21 protein-coding genes and 1 tRNA gene are annotated in these 20,230 nt (G+C 47.0%); 6 read left to right on the top strand and 16 right to left on the bottom strand.

The window, feature by feature from the left end; translation table 11 throughout:
* Positions 1 to 291 precede the first annotated feature (291 nt).
* Positions 292 to 846: a hypothetical protein gene (locus HMPREF1222_RS03460; protein ID WP_244870109.1), complete on the top strand. Its 555-nt coding sequence runs from the start codon at positions 292 to 294 to the stop codon at positions 844 to 846.
* 121 nt (positions 847 to 967) lie between these two features.
* On the top strand, positions 968 to 2,236 hold the full coding sequence (locus HMPREF1222_RS03455; protein ID WP_016518221.1) for an ABC transporter substrate-binding protein: 1,269 nt from the start codon (positions 968 to 970) through the stop codon (positions 2,234 to 2,236).
* A 149-nt stretch (positions 2,237 to 2,385) separates the two neighbouring features.
* On the opposite strand, the gene HMPREF1222_RS03450 is transcribed toward HMPREF1222_RS03455, so the two are convergent.
* Positions 2,386 to 3,723 carry an MATE family efflux transporter gene (locus HMPREF1222_RS03450; protein ID WP_016518220.1) on the bottom strand — a complete coding sequence of 446 codons (1,338 nt, stop codon included), beginning with the start codon at positions 3,721 to 3,723 and terminating at the stop codon, positions 2,386 to 2,388.
* Between the two features lie 203 nt (positions 3,724 to 3,926).
* On the opposite strand from HMPREF1222_RS03450, the gene rd reads away from it, so the two are divergent.
* The 3 genes from rd to leuS all read left to right on the top strand — a co-directional run bounded on the left by rd (position 3,927) and on the right by leuS (position 7,171).
* Positions 3,927 to 4,085 (top strand): rubredoxin, encoded by a 159-nt coding sequence (gene rd, locus HMPREF1222_RS03445; protein ID WP_016518219.1) that lies wholly within the window; start codon positions 3,927 to 3,929, stop codon positions 4,083 to 4,085.
* Positions 4,086 to 4,253: 168 nt separating this feature from the next.
* A complete protein-coding gene (locus HMPREF1222_RS03440) occupies positions 4,254 to 4,538 on the top strand; it encodes a hypothetical protein (RefSeq protein WP_016518218.1) in 285 nt (94 codons plus the stop codon).
* A 62-nt stretch (positions 4,539 to 4,600) separates the two neighbouring features.
* Positions 4,601 to 7,171, top strand: coding sequence for a leucine--tRNA ligase (leuS, locus tag HMPREF1222_RS03435; RefSeq protein ID WP_016518217.1), 2,571 nt, complete (start codon positions 4,601 to 4,603; stop codon positions 7,169 to 7,171).
* Positions 7,172 to 7,427: 256 nt separating this feature from the next.
* Here the strand turns inward: leuS and HMPREF1222_RS03430 are convergent, their stop codons facing one another.
* The 12 genes from HMPREF1222_RS03430 to HMPREF1222_RS03380 form a co-directional block, all read right to left on the bottom strand.
* Positions 7,428 to 7,829 (bottom strand): hypothetical protein, encoded by a 402-nt coding sequence (locus HMPREF1222_RS03430; protein WP_006188571.1) that lies wholly within the window; start codon positions 7,827 to 7,829, stop codon positions 7,428 to 7,430.
* On the bottom strand, positions 7,829 to 8,005 hold the full coding sequence (locus tag HMPREF1222_RS12915; RefSeq protein ID WP_006188570.1) for a hypothetical protein: 177 nt from the start codon (positions 8,003 to 8,005) through the stop codon (positions 7,829 to 7,831). The genes HMPREF1222_RS03430 and HMPREF1222_RS12915 overlap by 1 nt, the downstream gene beginning before the upstream one ends.
* Positions 8,002 to 8,376: a YraN family protein gene (locus tag HMPREF1222_RS03425; RefSeq protein ID WP_016518216.1), complete on the bottom strand. Its 375-nt coding sequence runs from the start codon at positions 8,374 to 8,376 to the stop codon at positions 8,002 to 8,004. Before HMPREF1222_RS03425 ends, HMPREF1222_RS12915 begins: the two co-directional genes overlap by 4 nt.
* Positions 8,373 to 9,602: an HD-GYP domain-containing protein gene (locus HMPREF1222_RS03420; RefSeq protein ID WP_016518215.1), complete on the bottom strand. Its 1,230-nt coding sequence runs from the start codon at positions 9,600 to 9,602 to the stop codon at positions 8,373 to 8,375. Before HMPREF1222_RS03420 ends, HMPREF1222_RS03425 begins: the two co-directional genes overlap by 4 nt.
* Positions 9,595 to 9,861: an EscU/YscU/HrcU family type III secretion system export apparatus switch protein gene (locus HMPREF1222_RS03415; protein WP_006188567.1), complete on the bottom strand. Its 267-nt coding sequence runs from the start codon at positions 9,859 to 9,861 to the stop codon at positions 9,595 to 9,597. The genes HMPREF1222_RS03420 and HMPREF1222_RS03415 overlap by 8 nt, the downstream gene beginning before the upstream one ends.
* Before the next feature lie 53 nt (positions 9,862 to 9,914).
* Positions 9,915 to 10,892 (bottom strand): hypothetical protein, encoded by a 978-nt coding sequence (locus tag HMPREF1222_RS03410; RefSeq protein ID WP_016518214.1) that lies wholly within the window; start codon positions 10,890 to 10,892, stop codon positions 9,915 to 9,917.
* 4 nt (positions 10,893 to 10,896) lie between these two features.
* The gene (gene rplS, locus HMPREF1222_RS03405; RefSeq protein WP_016518213.1) at positions 10,897 to 11,256 is read right to left on the bottom strand and encodes a 50S ribosomal protein L19; all 360 of its coding nucleotides are present in this window, start codon (positions 11,254 to 11,256) and stop codon (positions 10,897 to 10,899) included.
* The gene (gene trmD / locus HMPREF1222_RS03400) at positions 11,234 to 11,980 is read right to left on the bottom strand and encodes a tRNA (guanosine(37)-N1)-methyltransferase TrmD (protein ID WP_016518212.1); all 747 of its coding nucleotides are present in this window, start codon (positions 11,978 to 11,980) and stop codon (positions 11,234 to 11,236) included. The genes rplS and trmD overlap by 23 nt, the downstream gene beginning before the upstream one ends.
* Entirely contained in the window at positions 11,977 to 12,501 is a 525-nt protein-coding gene (gene rimM, locus HMPREF1222_RS03395) for a ribosome maturation factor RimM (RefSeq protein WP_016518211.1), read from the bottom strand. The genes trmD and rimM overlap by 4 nt, the downstream gene beginning before the upstream one ends.
* Entirely contained in the window at positions 12,501 to 12,734 is a 234-nt protein-coding gene (locus tag HMPREF1222_RS03390; RefSeq protein ID WP_006188554.1) for a KH domain-containing protein, read from the bottom strand. The genes rimM and HMPREF1222_RS03390 overlap by 1 nt, the downstream gene beginning before the upstream one ends.
* Before the next feature lie 14 nt (positions 12,735 to 12,748).
* Positions 12,749 to 12,997, bottom strand: coding sequence for a 30S ribosomal protein S16 (gene rpsP / locus HMPREF1222_RS03385; protein ID WP_006188553.1), 249 nt, complete (start codon positions 12,995 to 12,997; stop codon positions 12,749 to 12,751).
* A gap of 144 nt (positions 12,998 to 13,141) precedes the next feature.
* The gene (locus HMPREF1222_RS03380; RefSeq protein ID WP_006188546.1) at positions 13,142 to 13,558 is read right to left on the bottom strand and encodes an iron dependent repressor, metal binding and dimerization domain protein; all 417 of its coding nucleotides are present in this window, start codon (positions 13,556 to 13,558) and stop codon (positions 13,142 to 13,144) included.
* A 164-nt stretch (positions 13,559 to 13,722) separates the two neighbouring features.
* Here HMPREF1222_RS03380 and HMPREF1222_RS03375 point away from each other — a divergent pair.
* Positions 13,723 to 13,795, top strand: a tRNA-Met gene (locus tag HMPREF1222_RS03375).
* Positions 13,796 to 13,863: 68 nt separating this feature from the next.
* On the opposite strand, the gene HMPREF1222_RS03370 is transcribed toward HMPREF1222_RS03375, so the two are convergent.
* The 3 genes from HMPREF1222_RS03370 to HMPREF1222_RS03360 are packed head-to-tail and all read right to left on the bottom strand — an operon-like array spanning position 13,864 to position 19,584.
* Positions 13,864 to 16,347: a transglycosylase domain-containing protein gene (locus HMPREF1222_RS03370; RefSeq protein WP_038076842.1), complete on the bottom strand. Its 2,484-nt coding sequence runs from the start codon at positions 16,345 to 16,347 to the stop codon at positions 13,864 to 13,866.
* A 43-nt stretch (positions 16,348 to 16,390) separates the two neighbouring features.
* Complete coding sequence (locus tag HMPREF1222_RS03365) at positions 16,391 to 18,208, bottom strand: glycoside hydrolase family 2 protein (protein WP_016518209.1); 1,818 nt, start codon at positions 18,206 to 18,208, stop codon at positions 16,391 to 16,393.
* Positions 18,205 to 19,584, bottom strand: a complete 1,380-nt coding sequence (locus tag HMPREF1222_RS03360; protein WP_016518208.1) for an MFS transporter — start codon at positions 19,582 to 19,584, stop codon at positions 18,205 to 18,207. Before HMPREF1222_RS03360 ends, HMPREF1222_RS03365 begins: the two co-directional genes overlap by 4 nt.
* Positions 19,585 to 20,230 lie beyond the last annotated feature (646 nt).

Raw genomic sequence — 20,230 nt, 5'->3', positions numbered from 1 at the left:
CGCATCAGACCGGTAGACAAAAAGCGCAGAATCGATAGTCTGTGAGACCATTTGAACCATCTTCAACTGATGTACATCCGTGCACATCAGTTGAAGGCGAGTTTTGTGCTGATCACAAAACATCGCTGCTGCTTGAAACCACCGCCATCCATGGCGGTTGTGGTTGAACTGCCTATCGATTCTGCGGGATATTCAATAAATGTCTGATGCGTTTGCCCTGTAACTACTTGACAAAAAATAAATTAAATACCATTTTTAGCTATGCACCAATCTATTTTTAACGATGCCGATATGCAATTGCCGGAACAGATACATAAGGCGGCGGTTGAATATCTACCGGCGTTCCTCGCAGCGGAGGACGCCGAAGCGCTTGCCGTACAAGCGCTTCTTATTGCAAGGGCTTTCCATGCCGGCGGTTCTTTTGAGCAGGTATTTGCCGGTACGGAACCTATTACACCGCACTATCAAATCAGCCTTATCCGCAGCTTTGAAAAGAACGTACGGCTGCTTGTCGATAAAATGTGGGTTGAAAAGGCTGATGAAGATGTAAAAGAGGACGTCCTATACCGGCTGCGCTGTTTTTGCGAATCTATGCAGCAGGCGGAACAACCGGTAGATTATGCAGGGCTGCTGCCCGAATGTCTCAGTGTCCTGCATGATGTCGTACTCTTGCTTTTCGGACGGCAAATTGACGGCGGAGGGTTTTTAGAATATGCCATCCGTATTGATCCCGATTTCGGACTTTTTTGGTATTACCTTGAGTGTCTTACGGCACAGCCTAAGCTTTCGCCGGAGAAAGCGCGTCTTGCCATCTTTCTCGGTATTTATTTTCTTGCTAATTTTTAAATTGTATTCCATATCTTATTCACTGATGATTGATTTATACTAACAGATGTAAATACGCTGCCGCTGTTTTATGCAACGTTTTAAAAGAGGTTATATTCGCCATAATTTAGGAGGGGAAAATATGTGGAGAAGAATTACCGCAAGAGTAATGATTCTTGTTGTGATAGCGGGCGCAACCGTGGCCGCTATCGGATGTGCCGGAAATGTAAAAAAAGATACTGAAAAAGTTGTTTTAACGCTTGGTTCATGGCGTGCAGACGATTTGGAAGCATGGACTCATCTGCTTGCGGAATATGAAGAATTAAGCGGCGTTCTTATTCAATTTAAGCCGATTAACCCGCCCAATTACAATGCGGAATTACGTACGCAGCTGGAGAATGGAGTAGGGCCGGATTTAATATTTGCACGCTCCTATGCGGCCGGTAGGGAGCTCTATGAAAAAAGATTTTTTGCGGATATAAGTAACCTGCCTCATTTACAGGAGAATTTTTCAGAAAGCAGCAAAGATGCATGGCGCGGTGCCGACGGAAAATCTTTTGCGGTTCCCGTCGCTGCCGTTATACAGAGTATTTATTATAATAAAGAGATTTTCGGTAGACAGGGAATTGCCATACCCACTACTTGGGAAGAACTTTTAATTGCTTGTAAAGATCTAAAAGCTGCCGGATATACGCCGTTTGCAAACGGTTTGGCCGATGCATGGGATATTAACGAATGTTTTATGATGGGCTTATTACCGAATTTTATCGGGGGAGAAAACGGCCGGTGTGCGTACGAAGACGGGCTGCGTCCCTTTAATGATGAAGATATGGTTGCGGCGTTTACTGCGATGAAAGATATTGCGCCGTATTGCCCTGAAAATTTTGAATTATTAAAGTATGCCGATTCAAATACGCTTTTTGCAACCGGTAAAGCGGCTATGTATGCCGACGGGTCGTGGACGCTGGACAGCTTTAAAGATTTACCGTTTCGTTGGGGAAATTTCGCATTTCCTCCTCCTGCCGGCAAGCAGTCTGAAATTTGCTTTCATGTCGATGTAGGAATTGCAATGAATGCAAACGGAAAACATACGCAAGAGGCGCGGGATTTTTTAGCGTGGCTCTGTACGCCCGAAGGGGTTGCCGTTGTCGCAAAGTATCTGCCGAACGGTTTTTACTCTATGTTTAATGATGCTATTCCTGTCGAAAGTCCTCAAAGTGCCGAGCTCTATGCGCTTCTTACGGGACGAGGACATGATGTCCGCTTTACATGGCCGAGGCTGATGAATGGGTCGCCTTCCGGCTATACTTTGATGAATGAAGGTGTCATTGCGGTTATGAAAGGAGAAGAGACTCCTCAGCAAGCTGCCGATGCCTTAGCGGCAGGGCTTGCAAAGTGGTATAAGCCTTAATAATTCATAATTATGAATTATGAATTATCGACTGCAAGGACGCAGAGAAAAACCTCTAAAAACTGAATCTTTTAGAGGTTTTTCTTAACCGGCAGTTATTGAGAAAATTCTTTGCGGCTTTGCGGTGGACTTAAAAAAATAAATCGCTTTTATTTTTTTGCAAGGTCGGTTGTAAATATTTTTATCATAATAACGACCGAAATAATGACAACGATTCCGTCAACGAGCGGCATTGCAAGCCATATACCCCGGGCGCCGAAGAAATGAGGCAGGATCAGTACGGCAGGCACAAAGAACACCAGCTGACGGGAAATTGCCAAAATACCGGCGGGTTTCGGCTTACCGATTGCCTGGAACAAGGTCATGTTCAATATCATAATCGCAAGTGCGGGGAATATCAGCATGGCGATAACGGCGTTGGTTTTCCCCTGTGATACGAGTACGGGATTATCGATAAATAGGCTTAATACTTTTTCGGGGCTAAGTAAAAAGATACCCCATGCAATTACTGCGAGTAAAAGTCCGAAGCCGTAAAACATCCACGTTCCTTTTTTTACCCGCTCAAAAAGACCCGCGCCGAAGTTTGTGCCGACAAAAGGCTGGAACCCTTGGCTTAATCCCCAGAGCGGGATAAAGCTTAACATCAAATAGCGGAAGAATGCGCCCATCAATACAACCTGATCTTCTCCGCCGTATTTTTTCAACGTGGAGTACATCACCGTTTGCTGTACCAACGAAAGCACCTGCATAATCATACCCGACATACCGATTGCGATGGTTTCTCCGACAATCGACTTATCCAGTTTAAAGGTCTTAAAGCGCACATTCTTGCTGAAGCATAAAAAGTAGAAAAAACTGAACAGCGCAAACACCGCCTGCGAAATAACCGTGGCAATTGCCGCGCCGGCAATCCCTTGCTTAAACACGATAATAAACAGCGCGTCGAGGGCAATATTCAGCACCGCACCCGATCCCATAATGATCATCGCAAGTGCAATTCTCCCTTCTCCGCGCAGCACCATATTCGACGCCTGTCCGAAGTTCACAAAGATGGATCCGAGGTACACAATCCGTAAATACTGCACACCCAGTGCGTGCATTTCCCCTTCCGCCCCGATAAGGCTTAATAACTGCGGCGCAAAAATATATCCGACTATCATCACCGCCGACGACATCAGCAGTGCCAATACGAATACGTTCCCCATCACTGAATCGATGGTCTTTTGATCTTTCCGTCCCACAGCACGCGATAAAATTGATGCGGAACCCATCCCGATCAGAACCGCAATACCGTTATTTACCAATGTAAATGCATAAGCAACGCTGATTGCGCCGAGTGCTTTTTCTCCCACATACCGCCCGACAAACATAGCATCGACAAAGCTGTATAAACTGATTACCAGCATCCCAATGATGCCCGGTATACCCAGCTGCAACATGAGCTTGACGATATTTCCCGATACAAGCTCTTCCCGTTTATCTGTCATAAACGCTCCTTAAAATAAAAACTGAACAAAGTTAGAAACCGACGGTACCGTCAGTTATTTGCGATGGAAAATATATACGAATAGACCCGAATTGTCAACAGAATATAACAAGACAGCTTTGTCTGTTCCTACTTGTAAAACTGCCCTAAAACCCGTATAGTAGTGGCTTGTAAGTATTCTGTAAGGAGTAATGGGAGTAGGGTATGGATAAATATGTATGCGATTTATGCGGGTATGAGTATGATCCCAACACCGGCGATCCTGAAGGTAATATTAAGCCGGGTACCCGGTTTGAAGAGCTTCCCGACACATGGGTATGTCCGCTTTGCGGCGTTTCAAAGGACGGGTTTAAAAAGGTTTAAGCAAGGAACGTAAAATAAAAGCCGTACCAATAGTACGGCTTTTATTTACTCAAGTTTGCTCAAGCGCAAACTTGTATATCATACGCACGTTCTCACTTCGTTACGAACGTACGTAAAAAGTCAATCGAAAGTTGATACTTTCTTCTTGACTTTTTATGGGAGTAATATATGACAAAAAATGACTTTATCAGTACAATCGGCTATGACGGCGCTGCAGCAGTAGTCGATAAAGAACGCCGCGCTAAAAACGGCAATAAGACTTTGGCGCAGCTGCTTGAGGCAGGCGCTTTCCGCAGTGCAGCGGCTTTTGCCGTCTACGATGACTCTCAAGAAGAGCTGCAAACCGTTACGGACTATTATAACAAGTTAGCCCATGCGGATTATACCACGGAAAATATTTTGCGGGTATTCGGGATTACTAAGACCGATAGCAAAAAAGTAATCCTTCTATAATAACAGTAATAAAATAGCAGTAATAAGGTATCTCTAAAAACTGAAGCTTAAGGGAGTTATATATGCCGTATCCTTTTAACGATATTGAAAAAAAATGGCAAAAATATTGGAAAGATCATAAAACATTTAAGGTAACCGAGGATGAAAATTATTCGCCCGAAAAACGGGCATATATATTGGATATGTTTCCGTATCCGTCGGGAGCGGGGCTGCATGTCGGACACCCTGAAGGCTATACGGCAACCGATATTTATTGCCGGTATCTTCGCATGAACGGATTTGCGGTGCTGCATCCGATGGGCTTTGATTCCTTCGGCTTGCCGGCCGAAAATTATGCAATTAAGACCGGCACTCACCCGCGCATTACCACGAAAGAAAATATCGATACCTTCCGAAAGCAAATACAAGCGTTCGGCTTTTCCTACGACTGGGATCGCGAGCTTGCGACCTCGGATGTGGACTATTACCGCTGGACTCAGTGGATATTTTTGCAGCTGTATAAAAAAGGCTTAGCGTACGAAACGGAAGCGCCGATTAATTGGTGCCCGAGTTGTTTAACCGGCCTTGCGAATGAGGAAGTAAAGGAAGGATGCTGTGAGCGCTGCGGTACGCAGGTTGTCCGTAAGAATGTCCGGCAGTGGATGCTCAAGATAACTGCGTATGCGGAGCGGCTCCTTGAAGATTTGGATGAATTGGACTGGCCTCAATCCGTTAAGGTGATGCAGCGGAATTGGATCGGCAAAAGCACCGGAGCGGAAATAGACTTTCACCTTGCCGCTCCGCATGAAGGCGAAAAGATCACCGTGTATACTACTCGGCCGGACACTATTTTCGGGGCGACCTACCTCGTGCTTGCACCGGAGCACCCGCTCGTCATGCGCATTGTCAGCGGGGAGCAAAAAGACGCCGTGCAGCGCTATATCGATGAGACGGCAAAGAAAACCGACCTTGAGCGGACTGAACTTTCTAAGAAAAAAAGCGGCGTCTTTACCGGCGCGTATGCAGTAAATCCGCTGACAAAAGAAAATATTCCGATTTGGATCTCCGATTATATTTTGGTTTCTTACGGAACCGGCGCCATTATGGCGGTTCCGGCGCATGACGAGCGCGACTGGGAGTTTGCTCAACTCTTTTCGCTGCCGGTTATTCAAACGGTTGCGTCCGAAGCTGAATGGAAAGAAAAGGGCGCGGCGGGCGATTACCGTGCCACTCCTACGGAATGCACCGTTGCCGACGGCTATGCGGTAAATTCGGGCGAATTTACCGGATTGCCGACACGGGAAGCTATAGAACGTGTTACCGACTATGCAGCCGCGCACGGCTTTGGAAAAAAGGCCGTCAATTATAAGCTCCGCGACTGGGTTTTCAGCAGGCAGCGCTATTGGGGGGAACCCATCCCGTTAGTGCATTGTCCGAAATGCGGCGTTGTCCCGCTGGACGAAAAAGATTTACCGCTTGCATTGCCGGAAACGGATAGCTACACCCCTTCGGATACTGGAGAAAGCCCGCTTGCCAAGATACCCGAATGGGTTAATACCGTGTGTCCGCACTGCGGCCGCCCTGCCTGCCGCGAAACCAATACCATGCCGCAATGGGCGGGGTCGTGCTGGTACTATCTCCGCTACCTTGATCCCCATAATGCACACAGCTTTTGTGCCAAGGAAAAGGAAGCCTATTGGATGCCGGTTAACCTCTATATCGGCGGCGCGGAACATGCGGTACTCCACCTCCTCTATGCCCGCTTTTGGCACAAGGTCTTGTACGATTTAGGCTTGGTGCACACCAAGGAACCGTTTATGCGACTTGTCAATCAGGGAATGATTACCTCCTTTGCGTATCAGCGCTCGAACGGTTCGCTCGTGCCGATCGACGAGGTTATCCAGACCGGCGAAGAGTCCTTTGAGGAAAAAAGCACCGGCGAAAAGCTGAAACGGGTTGTTGCAAAGATGTCGAAGAGCTTAAAAAATGTTATCAACCCTGATGAGATGATCGCTCAATACGGCGCAGATTCGTGCCGTATGTACGAGATGTTTATGGGGCCGCTCGATATGTCCAAACCGTGGAATACGCAGGGACTTATAGGAATTTTCCGCTTCTTGGAAAAAATCTGGGGGATTGCAGGAAAAGAGCTGACTTTGTGTCCGGTAAACGATACGAGTACGCCGGAGCATGCGGAAATTACCAAGCTCCTCAATAAGACCATTAAGAAGATCACGGAGGATACCGCATCGCTTAATTTCAATACCGCAATCAGCCAAATGATGATTTTTATCAATGCGCTCGGAAAATACAATAGCGTGCCCCGCTTTGCATGGGAGACATTTATCAAGCTGCTCGCTCCTTATGCGCCGCATCTTGCCGAAGAGCTGTGGGAAAAGCTAGGGTATATGGAAACTATCGCTTACGCACAATGGCCGATGTACGTCGAAAAGTTTTGCATCGATTCCGAATGTACGATTGTCGTGCAAATCAACGGAAAGGTACGCGATAAATTTCAGGCCGCTATCGATTTACCTAAAGATGAGCTTGAAGCGATCGCCTTAAAAACGGATGGTGCACAGCGCTTCCTCGGCGGTAAGCCGCCTAAAAAGGTGATTGTGGTGCCGAATAAGCTTGTGAATATCGTTCTATAATGCTTAGGATAAACGCATCAGAGTATTTTTTTACAGCCCTGCGAAATTAAGAGGCTATTCAACCAGAATTGAACCTTTGCGGTTCAAATGGTCTCACAGCCTCTTAATTTCGCAGAATTTGTCTTTATTCGTCTGATGCATTTGCCCTGCTTCTGAAATAAACTGTACGAAATTTTGGAAAAATTTCGCACAGTAAGGAAGGTACCCAACAGCCTCAGACTCCTGTTTTCAAAAGGCTTACGGAAAGACTGTTCACTTAATCGATTAAGCTGAAACGGTCGGCAATTTTTCCTCGCCATTCCGCCCGCTGATTTTTATCTTCCCATTCGATGATGCGTACGATCGTAAACTCTTTCATTGTTACCATCGAAGCATATTTGATAACGGCAAATCTGCCTTGGCCGATGTAGGTAACGGCCTCGTTTGCCTGTAAGGTTTCATGCTGTTTTAAAAAATTCAATACGCAATCGAAGTGTACCGGATTTCCGTCCGTTTTATCAGCCAGCGCGGCACTCAAGTCTTTGATAGGTTTTCCGCATCGTGCGCAGATAAAGACTTCAGCAGATTCATCATGATGTGAATCGGTATACGGTCTATTGTCTGTTGCGGTGTTTTCGTTATAACGATTACCTTTTCTATGTTCCCGTCTATTACTCATTATTCATCATCTCTCATATACATCATTTGTTCGGTCAATATCGACGCCAATCGATATATTGCGGCCTGAATATACGCCTCATCCTTGAGTTTTGTTTCCATTTCGCGAAAATCAGATTCGGTAAAGTATTTGCGGGGAGTATACCGCTCTTTCTTTGGAAACACGCCAACATTCATATATAATCCTCAAAAGCATTCTCTAAATGCACAGGCTCTGCTTCTTCCGTTGTCCGAGGGTCAAACGGCAACACAAGAACATCAAAACGAATATGCATCTTGTTATATTTTCGATGAGTTAAGAGAAAATATTTAGCGGTTTTACAAATCCTTTCCTGTTTTCTATTTCCGACAATAATATCCAAGTCTGTAAACGCCGTATGCGGCAGCGTTTTTACTTCAAAGAAGATAAGCGTTTCGTTTTTTTCCGCTATAATGTCAATTTCACCGGTTCTGGTGCGCCAATTCCGGGCAATAACGGAGTATCCGTTCCGTTCAAGCCATTTTGCTGCAAATGCTTCTCCTGCCGGCCCAAGCCGTTCTTCCGTCATTTTTTTTGCTGATATTGCGACGGATCGATGGCCTTGACGATAAAGATATTTTTATATTCGCGTAAGTCGATCAATTTCCCCTTATTGTTGGGATAGAGGTGCCCGGTTTCATCGATAAGCACCCTAATCAGCGGACGCAAGGGGGCTTCGGGCGCTACGCCGACAACGCGCACGATAGAAGTATCGTTCATCAAGACTATGGAACCGATGGGATAGACGCCGATGCTTTGGATCATCGCCTTGATAATTTCGTAATCAAAGCGGCGGCCTTTATCGGCAAGCAGTGTTTTCATCGCATCATATCCAAGCAATGCGCTGCGGTAGGCTTTTTGCGCGGTCATTGCAACAAAGGCGTCTACGGCTGCAATAATGCGGGCTCCTATTTCGATAGATTCTTTATCGAGCCCGTTTGGATATCCTTTACCGTCCCAACGCTCATGGTGCTGTAAGACGAGCATTGCAACCCGTTCGGTATACATAAACTCCGATAATACGGCTTTATACCCATAGACGGTATGAGCCGCAACGGTCTGCATTTCGGTATCCGAAAGCGTGCCCTTCTTTTTTAAAATAGTATCGGGAATTTTTAACATACCGCAATCGTGCAGTAAGGCGCCGAGCACTATATCATCAATATAGTCTTCAGGCAATTTCATAAAATTCGCGATAGTTTCTGCGAGAATAGCAGTATCGACAAGGGCTTTTGCCATCTCTCGTTCGGGAATTATAGCTGATAGAACAAATGAAATAACCAGCGGCCTATCGGCTGCAATCAGATTTCGCAGCCTTAATGCTATTCCGTCGACAGGGCGTGTCGGCATCGGTTTTCTCTTTTTGACATCGTTTAAAAACACATCAAGGGTTAGGATGATTGCTAAATATTCGGTGTACAGTTCACTATGTGTTAAAATATCAGGCAGTTGTAAAACCGCATGTTCTGCAGTTTTCTTTTCCTGTTGCTTTTTAGTGCTTTTTCCGGCAGCTCCTTCACTTTCGTCCGGAAGCGAATCCAACTCTTCAACCAGTTCTGCTACTTCTTCATCTTTTTTTATGATCTTACCGGCTGTCATCACGAAAGGAACTTTCCATTGCTTTAAGACCGATAGTTCGCGTTGAGAAACCGGATGCCCCTTGCCGAGAACTCTGTTCTTACCGTCGTCAAAGAATAGAGGTTCCGAAAACATCATGCCTTCTTTTAAATCTTCTACCTTAATTCGCCTAAGCACCGATTATCCCATCCTTTTTTTGAAGAAATGCAAAAAGAGCGGCAACCGCTTGATACGTTTCTTCAGGAATACAAGAGCCTATTTCAGCTTCAACCAACACTTCCGCCAAGAGAGGATTTTTAATAAGGGGAATATGACACTTATCGGCAATTTCCCGTATTTTTTGCGCGATTACGCCGTGTCCCGAGGCGGCAATAAGCGGAACACTTTCTCCGAATGTATATGACAATGCAACCGAACAGTCGTTCGTTCGGTTCATACTATTCCTTTCCAAGAAAATACAAAAAAAGTCATATAGATTCCAAAACTATTTTACACGGATATGTCGATTGATGCAAGGGTTTGATTCTGTTCTATTTCTATGCCGTCGGCATAGCGCGCCGTATAGGCCGTAACTCCTGCGGCTTCAAGGCATGTTTGCAGCAGTGCGGTGAGTTCTTCTTTTTTTTGCCCTGAAAGTTCGGCCTGCCCCTGATAAGAGAAAAGACATAGGCTATTTTTGAGTGTAAATATCCATGCTTCCTGTTTTTCTTCACTCCGCACCCTCAGGCAGCATTCGCGGCACACCGTGTCTTGCAGATCAAGCAGAAAAGCGGCCGATCCTTTCCAGAGTGTATCGAGCTGCTTTTCAAACGGAAAGACTACCCAATGGTTTTTACCCGCCTTTATATGATTGAGCAGCTTGAATAGGTCGGCATCATCAGGAGCATCGGCTGCTTTTTCGTTTTGCCGATCTGAGACGGTAAACATGGCGGCGAGGCATTGCGCAATCAGCTGTTCCGAAGGTTCGATGCCGCGGGAGTAGAGGAGGACTGCGGCAAAAGCGGCTTTTTTTTCATGGGGGGCAAAAACATGGAGTGAAGAAAGTATCTTTAAAAGCGGACGGGGTTGCAGCGGCTGCTCATTTTGCCGGAAAAACGCAATCAGCGCCGCCGTAAGATCCGACTGCGGTACACCGAGCTGGGTAAATACATCGTTATGCGGAATTTGCGGAAGTATGTGCTTTTGATACGGGGTTAGCACAACCGTGTTATCGGTTATATGAACGCGCATTAATAAAAAAGCCCCTTCCCGAATATCCTGAGAAAGAGCTGTTTGTGCTTGCAGTACGGCGCCTTTGACGGCAATCCGTATCGTATTGTTTTTAAGGATTGACAGTACCCGAACCGTTACCGGCTCGTTTTCCGAAAAATCGGCAGCAGTGTTGCCGTTGAAAAGAACGGCCGTATTAAGCGCATTGTTCCGGTTTAAGGGAATAAAAAGCGCCGGCCGTTCCGCTGCAGACTGCATATTGCTAGTTCTTCTTTTGCAGAAGTGTCTTAATCTTTGCCGCCTTACCGATCTTTTCACGGATGTAATACAGCTTGGCACGGCGTACCTTACCGGCATGTACAACTTCCACCTTTGCGATACGCGGTGAGTGGAGCGGGAATACGCGTTCGACACCAACACCGTACGAATTCTTTCTTACGGTAAATGTCCGGCTGATGCCGGCATTTTTAAAGCATAGTACCAAGCCTTCATATATCTGGATACGTTCGGTTTTTCCTTCAATAATTTTGAAGTGAACCTTGACAGTGTCTCCTACTTTAAAAGAAGGTTTTTCGACAATCTTTTGCTTTTCTTCAATTTTACGAATTAAATTCTCTGCCATTTGTTATCTCCTGTAAAATAAGTTCCGCTTCTTTTGTCCATTTATCCGAACTGCGGATTGCCGATAGTAAGTCGGGACGCATGGCAAGCGTCTTTCTGATCCGCTGTTCGAGCCGCCATTTACGGATGTGTTCATGGTGTCCGGAAAGAAGCACTTCAGGAACAACTCTGTCCCTGAATATCTGCGGCCGTGTGTACTGGGGGTATTCCAACAAACCGTCGGAAAAGCTTTCCTCTTCAAGGGATTCGCGGGAAATAACGCCGTCGATCAAGCGGTATACCGCGTCTATTACTACGAGCGCAGCAAGTTCACCTGAAGACATCACGTAATCGCCGAGCGAAATTTCATCGTCGACGTATTCATCGATAATCCGCTGATCAATTCCTTCGTAGCGGCCGCAGATAAACACGAGTTCTTGTTCTCGTGCAAGCTCCACTGCACGTGATTGCGTCAAGGGTTTACCGGAAGGGGTTACATAGATAACCCGTTTTTCGGCAGCCTGTACGGAATCGAGTGCGAGCGAAAGTGGCTGCGGCAATAGGAGCATTCCAGCCCCGCCGCCGTAGGTTAGATCATCGCAGGTGCGATGCTTGTCATAAGCAAAGTCGCGGATATTCACCAGATTGTAGGTAATAAGCCCCCGCTCAACCGCCTTCGCCATGATCGACGATTCAAAAAAGGCGGCGGGTATTTCGGGGAACAAGGTCAGCACATTGAATCTCATTCGAGAATCCAGCGGTGCATGAGCTCAACCTGCTTTGCCGGTATGTCTATTTTCCCGATAAATTGAGAACGAAACGGGATATACACGGTTTTGCCTGTTGCAGCCTCGGAGACTTCCAATAAAAAGCCGCCTCCGCCTTCCACTACATCTGCAATTGTACCCACAGAATTTCCTTTGTACACAAGGTCAGAATTACAAAGATCATTGATATAAAACTCACCGCGTTCAAGCGGGCAAGCCATATCGCGAGGAACCAATATATCCGCTCCGTGCAGCTTTTTTGCCGCTTCGGGCGAATTGATACCCCGTAGTTTTAATAACGCGTCCGCAGTTCGGACAACGCACTCTTCAACCTGATAGGTTATTTCGGGACACTGTTCTTCAGCCTCTCGGACGGGAAGCCGCAGCATAATCTCTTTTAAGCTTAAAAAATGCTCATATTCGCCTGAACAGCTTTCAATTTTAATAAAGCCTTCAAGGCCGAATGTCCCCCGAACCCTACCGGTTATGAGCCAGTCCATTAATCAAGAATTTCCAGTAAATAGCGGGTTCCGCTGCGGCCTGCCGATGCCATAAGCAGGGTTCTAATCGCCTGTGCAACCCTTCCGAATTTTCCGATTACCTTTCCTACATCACCGCTTGCAACACGCAATTCCAACACAATGCCGCGGTCGGTTTCTTTTTCCGAAACGGAAACGGCGCTGGGATCATCGACAAGCGACTTTGCAATGTACTCGACTAAATCACGTTCCATGTTCGATAGCCGACCTATAACGTAAATTGTTTTTTGTTGAGTAAGTGGCGGACAGTGTCGGTCGGCTGAGCGCCTTTATTAAGCCAACCTCGTACCTTATCGGCATCAAAAGCAATTTGCCGCTCTTCCGCTTCGATAGGATGATAGATACCGACCTCGTCGATCGTTTTGCCGTCGCGGGGTTCGCGCACATCCTGTACTACAATGCGGTAATACGGGCGTTTTTTACTCCCGAATTTCTTTAATCTGATTTTTACGCTCACGTTAATCCTCCCGGAAATTAATCAAGTGATAGGAACTTCTAGTAATAAAAGTTTTTAGAGGTATCCTTATAATAATAAAATACAGGCTATGATACATAAAAACCGGTTTTTGGTCAACTATACGATTTTTTTTTGTTGATTGCCCTATTGTACGGCAATGAAGTTTTTCATACATTCCAGGGTTTCTGCGCTGATATGATGTTCCAATCCTTCGGAATCAAGCATCGCAGTGTTTTCGCTTACGCCGATTTTCAGCAAAAACTGAAGTACAATACCGTGGCGGTTTGCGCATTCGCGTGCCAATTTACGGCCTTCTTCGGTAAGGCATATCGGCTTATGAGTACCGCTTTCAATAAAATGATTGGCTTTAAGCCGCTGCAGCACTTGGATAACGGATACGTGGCTTACACCAAAGTACCGTGCAAGATCCATAACGCGGCATTTGCCGTTTTCTTTAGTGATTTGAGCGATAGCTTCGGCATAATCTTCCAGTATTTCTATTGCATGATCCGCACGTGTCCGCAAAAATGCCGCCGATGCTTCCGTTTTTTCTTCCGCCATTATTTTATCCGAGTGTTTAGAGATGTTCTTTTTTAGAGATGCCCTATTGTATATGGTTCGGTGTATATTTTTCAAGGGGGCGCATGGGACATATTTTGTTAACACTCTTTTTAGGGCAATTGACAAAGATTTTATTTTACGATATATTCTTTGAGTATTTTTACGGCGGTATAGCTCAGTCGGTAGAGCAAACGGCTCATATCCGTTAGGTCATAGGTTCAAGCCCTATTGCCGCTAACCTCTTTACAAGACACTCATTCCGAGTGTCTTTTTTATTTAAAATCGGCTTATTCTTTAAAATCGGCTTATTCGACGGTAAACGTTACCGACACTTCTTCATCGCCGCAGCGGACGGAGAGGCTGTGTTCGCCTTTTTCCGAGGGAAGACTGCCGGAAAACGGCCGGTTCAATATAAACGGGGGCAGGCTGTCGTATTCGACTTGCACGGTATCTTCCGCACCGCCGGTAATTTCGATTGGGATACTGCCGCTGTCCGGCGAACCGACAAAATGGCTGCCGTCTGCGGGGCGGATAACGGTTAACGCATTGCTCGGCCGTCCGATTGTGCCGTGCCGTGTGCTATTTGCAAACCATCGCCGGTATTCTTCGGGATAGACGGTTACCGTGTGCCCGTTTTGCATGCGGTGCCATGTACATCCGCCGCCCTCTTGCTTATATGTATTGCTGCCCTGCCCATATTGAGCGTTTTTCCGTTCATACATGCCGTGCCGGCCGGCTGTGTCGAACGGATGGTATCCGTCGAATGCGGACGGCAGATATTCCTGCACGGTGTTGGGACACGCGGAGCCGGCCGGCATCCCCGAAAGCGCACAGACGGATTCACGGCGCCAGTGCTCCGGCTCTGCAAAAGACTGCGCCGGGGTAAGCGTGCCGTCCGCCAACGGCCGGCTGTGCAGCCGTACAAGTAAGTCCCGTGCGATTGCGGCGGGCGCGGAGCTTCCCGTTTTTCCCATCACGGTGTCGCCTGCAAAATTACCCATCCACACGCCGACGGTAAAGGCCGATGATGCGGCGAGGGCGACAAGACTTTGAAACTGATTGGCCGTACCTGTTTTAAAAATAGAAGGGAAGGGTGTCTTAAAAGTTGAAGAAAAACCGAATCCCTTTGCCCTCGCCGCAGAATCCGAAAGAATCGAGCAGATAAGCCGTGCGGTATCGGCGCTGTAAACCGTCCTCGGCTCGGAAAACCCGTCGGCGGTGCTCCCGTCCGTGAATGAGCGCAAGGGGAGGAGTATGCCGTCGCGGGGAAATACGCTGAACGCACGGACGAGCTCGTAGAGGGGAACCGGCACGCTGCCGAGCGCGAGAGACAGCCCCGCTTCATCTCCCTTTGTGCCGATGGACTGAAAGCCGAGCTGCTCCAAGGTTTGCAGGTAGGTTTCGGCGCCGATTTCGTTGAGCAGATACACGGCGGGGATGTTGAGGCTGGAGGCAAGGGCAACCCGTAAGCGGACGGGGCCGTTAAAGCGGTTATTAAAGTTACGCGGGATATAGGCTTCTTCCCTGCCGAACCGCATCGGAATATCCGGCAGCACATCCGACGGCTTCCATCCTTTTTCTAAGGCAAGCGCATATAAAAACGGTTTGGAACTGCTGCCGCTCTGATTCAAAGCGGTAACGCCGTCGATTTTTCCGTTGCTTTCATCATCAAAGTAAGAGTTTGAGCCTACCCAAGCAAGGATGTTTCCGGTTACATTTTCGATAATGAGGACGGCGCCGTTGCGTACGCGGGCTTGCGGATTGGCTTTCAGCTGCGCTTGCAGCCAAAATTCCCCCTGAGCGGACAAGGCGCTGTCGGCGGTTAGGTACCAGTCGGGCGGCAGTGTCCGGGCAGCCGCTTCGGATTGCCGGGCTGTTTGTCTGTTTCTTTGCGGTTGAGTCTCTCTCTGCAATACCTCTGAGATATCTTCCGTTTGCGGATAAAAATCGCCCGCTTTATACCGTCGCACAAGGTATTCGATATAATGGGGCATATTGAAGGGATATTCAAAGCGGCGGGCGGTACGCGCTGCCTGCAATAGCCGGTCTTCAATCAGAGTGTCAGGTTGGCTCTCTTGCCGGCTGTTCGGTCGTCCGCTTTCCGGCTCGAATACGGAACGGTAGAGCACGGCCGCTTTTTCGGCGCAGGCTTCGGGATGTTCAAGGGGGTTATAGCCGGCAGGGCGGCGGGGAATAACCGCGAGGCAGCAGAGCTGTTCCGAGGTGATTTCCGAAAGCGGCAGGGAAAAAAAATTTCTCGCCGCCGAGGTAAGCCCTTCGGTTTGGAAACCGAACGGAATGCTGTTGAGGTAAAGCTCAAGGATGTCCCGCTTTGAAAGCCGCCGCTCAATCCGCAGCGCATTCCGCGCCTCGCGGAGCTTTGCAAAAAACGTGCGCCTTTTTGCCGGAACAACGAGGCGGGCTAACTGCATCGTAACGGTAGACGCCCCGCTTACCCGTTTTCCGCTGCTGATATTCTGATAAGCCGCCCGTGCAATGGCTGCAATATCGATTCCGCGGTGGGTAAAGAAATCCTTATCCTCCGCTGCAAGGAAGACGCGGATGGCATCGGGCGGCATCGCTTCATACGCGGTAAATTCGCGCCGTATGCCGTTTTCCAGCGCAAGGATTTGAATAAGGTTGCCGCCCCGGTCATAGACACGGGTACTCCAGTCCCGCTGTATAAAAGCATCAAGCTCCGGAAACGGCAAAAAAAGCGAAAGCCAAGCGCCGAGGCAGAGCGCAAGCAGCAATGCCCCTGCGCCGTACAGCAGCTGTTTTTTACTCAACCTGCGGCTCTTACTCTTGCTTTCTGCCGGAGATACCGGACGTTTAATTACCGGAGTAGTTTTTTTTGAAAAGTTCATGTAAAGTTCGGGCAATTTTTACAGTGATACTTGGGTCTAATTTTGTCTCTCTTCTATCGTAGGTGAAGATACCGTTTACCTCATCTTCAACATCGCTCACCTGTGTGTAAATTGCAGCGCTCAATCCCTTTTCCATCGCCGGAAATACGTCGTTTGCATAGAGAGTCCGGACACCATCGTTTAAGGATTGTTTATCTTTGAACATTTTATAACCGTACAAGATATCGGATGAAGTATGTCCGTCTACGGCTAAGCTGAATCCTCCGAATTCGGTTAACGCTAAAACCCGTTTTAACCTATCGGGCTTGGGCCGGAAGGATTTAAAATAGATGTGATAGCTGTGAAAATCTCCCGCCCCTTGATCGAAATATCCGCTTGCATGATCGATGAGCCTCGTGGGATCTTTCTTATGTACGCGCTCCGCCATTGACGCCGCATCGAATTGACCCCAGCCCTCGTTGAAGGGCACCCACACCGAAATACCGACCGTATTGTACAGTAAATCAACGGTGCGTTCGGCATCGCGTAAAAACACCCGGCGTCCCGTATCGCTTTTCCGTCCGTGCAGGGCATAACGTTTTTTTGTGTCCTTAAAATTGAAACCGAGCCACGGCGCATATTGAACGACAAAAGGTTTATACGGACCGCCGCCGCTTACAAAGTCTTGCCAAACAAGCATCCCGATTTTATCGCAATGATAGTACCAGCGGAGCGGCTCTATTTTAATGTGCTTTCTCAGCATATTAAAACCCATATCTTTCAGCTTTTTAATTTCCCACACCATCGCCTCATCGGAAGGAGGCGTATACATTCCGTCGCTCCAATATCCCTGATCTAAAAGACCGTTATGAAAGAGCGGCTCTCCGTTTAAACTGAGCACGGGACCGTGTTTACCGTTTACAATCCCGAATTCTCTCATGCCGAAGTATGAAGTTACCGTGTCTTCTCCGGCGCGGATTTCCACATCGTATAAGAAAGGATGCTCGGGACTCCAACTCTTAAAACCTGCCGGCATCTTTATAATCAGCGGATTGTTTTTCAGTGTTCCTTCCGCAATTAATGCGCCGGAATCAAAGATTTTAATGCGTATATCATCACGGTTATGCGGAGGCTCATCCTTTCCGCCGGAATCGGGGGTATTGATAAAGACCGAAAATTCAACCTCTCCCGTTTGATAATGAGGGGTTATGTTGATCTTTTCGATATAAACGGCGGGAACCCGTTCGCACCATACGGTTTGCCAAATGCCGCTCTGTCCCGTGTACCAAATCTCTCCTCTGTTCAGGGTTTGCTTACCGTAGGCTTCGTCTCCGGTATCGGTATCGTCGGTAACTTCAATGAGGATTTCCGTTTTACCGCTGTTTATAAAACCGCTTATATCAAAAGAGAACGGCCAGTATCCCCCCGAATGGGAGCCTGCTTTTTTACCGTTGATATAGACGGTACAATGCTGGTCTACCGCTCCGAAATGCAAGAGAAGCCGTTCCCCCTGCTTGCATTTTTCAAAATCGAACGTTCTACGATACCACAGGGTTTGACCGGGAAGAAGCTGCCGCTGTACATCTGAAAGAATTGTTTCCGGAGAGAATGGAACGATTATTTCACCGTCCCATGTTTCGGGAATGTGCTTATCGGCAGTTATCGCATAATCCCACGGACCGTTTAAGCATTGCCATTCTTTCCGCATCAGCTGAGGGCGGGGATAATCGTTTAAGGGTTTTGATTTATCGGCTGCTTCGCCCCACGAGGTGAGCAGCGGTGTAATCGGTTTGTTCGTTCTCATTTGATGTTCCCTATATTTAGAAAAATATTTCTGCGTTTGTTATACATTTTTGATGCGAAAAAGAGCGGAAGCAGTGCCGTTACCGCTAAAATTGCACCCCATATATAGATGGATTCTGCAGGGATATTTTCGATTATACCGAATTCATTTGCGATGGAACCCGCTCCGTTTTTGACGATGATATTTCCTATCACAGTTCCGATAATCATCGGGGTGAGGACAAAAAAGAGAATACGGATGCCTTCAAATTGCCCCCGCGCAGTTTCGGGATACAGTTCCTTAACCCACATTGTCATCGATTGCGTAACAAGGATTTGTCCTGCTCCTGCAAGGAATACGGAAAGGAACAACGGGAGATTTTGTAAGCAAAATACCGTTTCCGTGTTAAAGGCGGCGGGTTTTGCAAAGAGCGACAAAATGCACAGGCCGATGATATTTAAGATAATTGCACAACCGGCAAGGCGCGGCGTACGTCTCTTATTGATAATCCCGATTGCGGGTATCACCAGCAGAGAAGCGGCGATTAAACTTATTCCTTGAATAATTCCCATGCTTCCCGCGTTAAAGCCCATACGGTAAATCATCCAGTTTCCCATGTGCACAAAATAAACGTTAAACGAGATAAAAAAAAGCGCTGTTGTAATACAGGCAAGCATCAATTCTTTTTGAGAAAAAAATCCTTCCGCTTTAAAGATCGAGCTTAATTGTTGCCGGAACGAACCCGTTTTATAAGGTTTTAAGTCGGGAGAATCTTTTAAAAGAAAAAGAGATAAAAGTCCGGCCATGATGACAAATATTCCCATAGACCAAAACAGCCGCTGATAATTATTTTCGCTGCCGATAAGGAGACCTCCCAATACGGTGCCGACGATTGTGCCGATTATCGGCTGGATTGCAAGTACGGCTCCGACTTGACCGCGGTTTTTATCGGTGGTCATGTCGTTGCTCCATGCGTTGTATCCCGAATCGTTTCCCATCGAACCGAAAAAACTCATAACATCATCGGCTAATATAACGAGGACTGCCGCCCACACCGAAACCTTTGCGCCGGTTCCTACCTGTCCGTGCCCGACAAATTCGGTGAGCCCGAACAGGATGGTTGTAATTCCCCATACGATATAGCCTATGGAAATAAACCTTCTCCGTGAACCGATTCTGTCCGATAAGGTACCGAATAAAAAGGTCGCAAAGGTCGTTACTAAAGCGCTGGTAATCACCATGAGCGTTACAATGGAAGAATCCTTTGCTATTTTAGCATAGACAAAGGTATTGAACCATTGATTTTCGATATTCCAGCATAACTGTCCTGCAAGGCCTAAACCCCACATTAAAAACCAAAACCGTTTTGTTCCAATAAGTGTTTTTTCAGTTTTCATCACATCTATCCAAGATAAAGTAAGGAGTGTTAAAAGTTTGTAATTCGTGGTATGGTTAGATTAGAAAGAAAAAAACAATACTACCCAAGAAATTACAGACCTGAATCAGTGTAACGCAAACTTAAGATAATTGCTATCCTTGATCAACTTTGATGAGGTTGCTGCGGCCGGCTTGAATAATCTTTGTTACGACGCACATAAAAATTTGACACACATAAAAATTTGCTTGACAGCGCTTTATTGCAGAGGTTATAATTGGTCTGTTATTCCCTAGCTTATTTTGACAAGGAGGTTCGCCATGACACATAGCCTATCATTCGCTCACGAGCCTCTTTTCCATACCCCCCCCCATTAAATCATTATGTAACAACGACTTACAAAATTTAATCGAAGGGTTCCTCTTTTTTAATATATATAGTGCACGGGGATTCTCTATGAGTATCCCCGTGCCGGACGTTTCTTTTTGCACTATCCGCTTCCTGTACTATATCGTTGAGCCTATTAAGCGGACTACCGCTGCATATCAGACAGCCAAGCGGATTTCTTTCAAACTCAGTCAAACGCTACAGCTCCATCACACACACCGCTGCTGCAAACACAAACCGGAAAACGGCAAGAAGTTTACAGCAATTAAATGGACATCTGC

The organism is Treponema vincentii F0403 (genome assembly GCF_000412995.1).
Classification (GTDB): domain Bacteria; phylum Spirochaetota; class Spirochaetia; order Treponematales; family Treponemataceae; genus Treponema; species Treponema vincentii.
The sequence above is the reverse complement of the archived record's forward strand: the minus strand, read 5'-3'. Positions and strand labels throughout refer to the sequence as shown.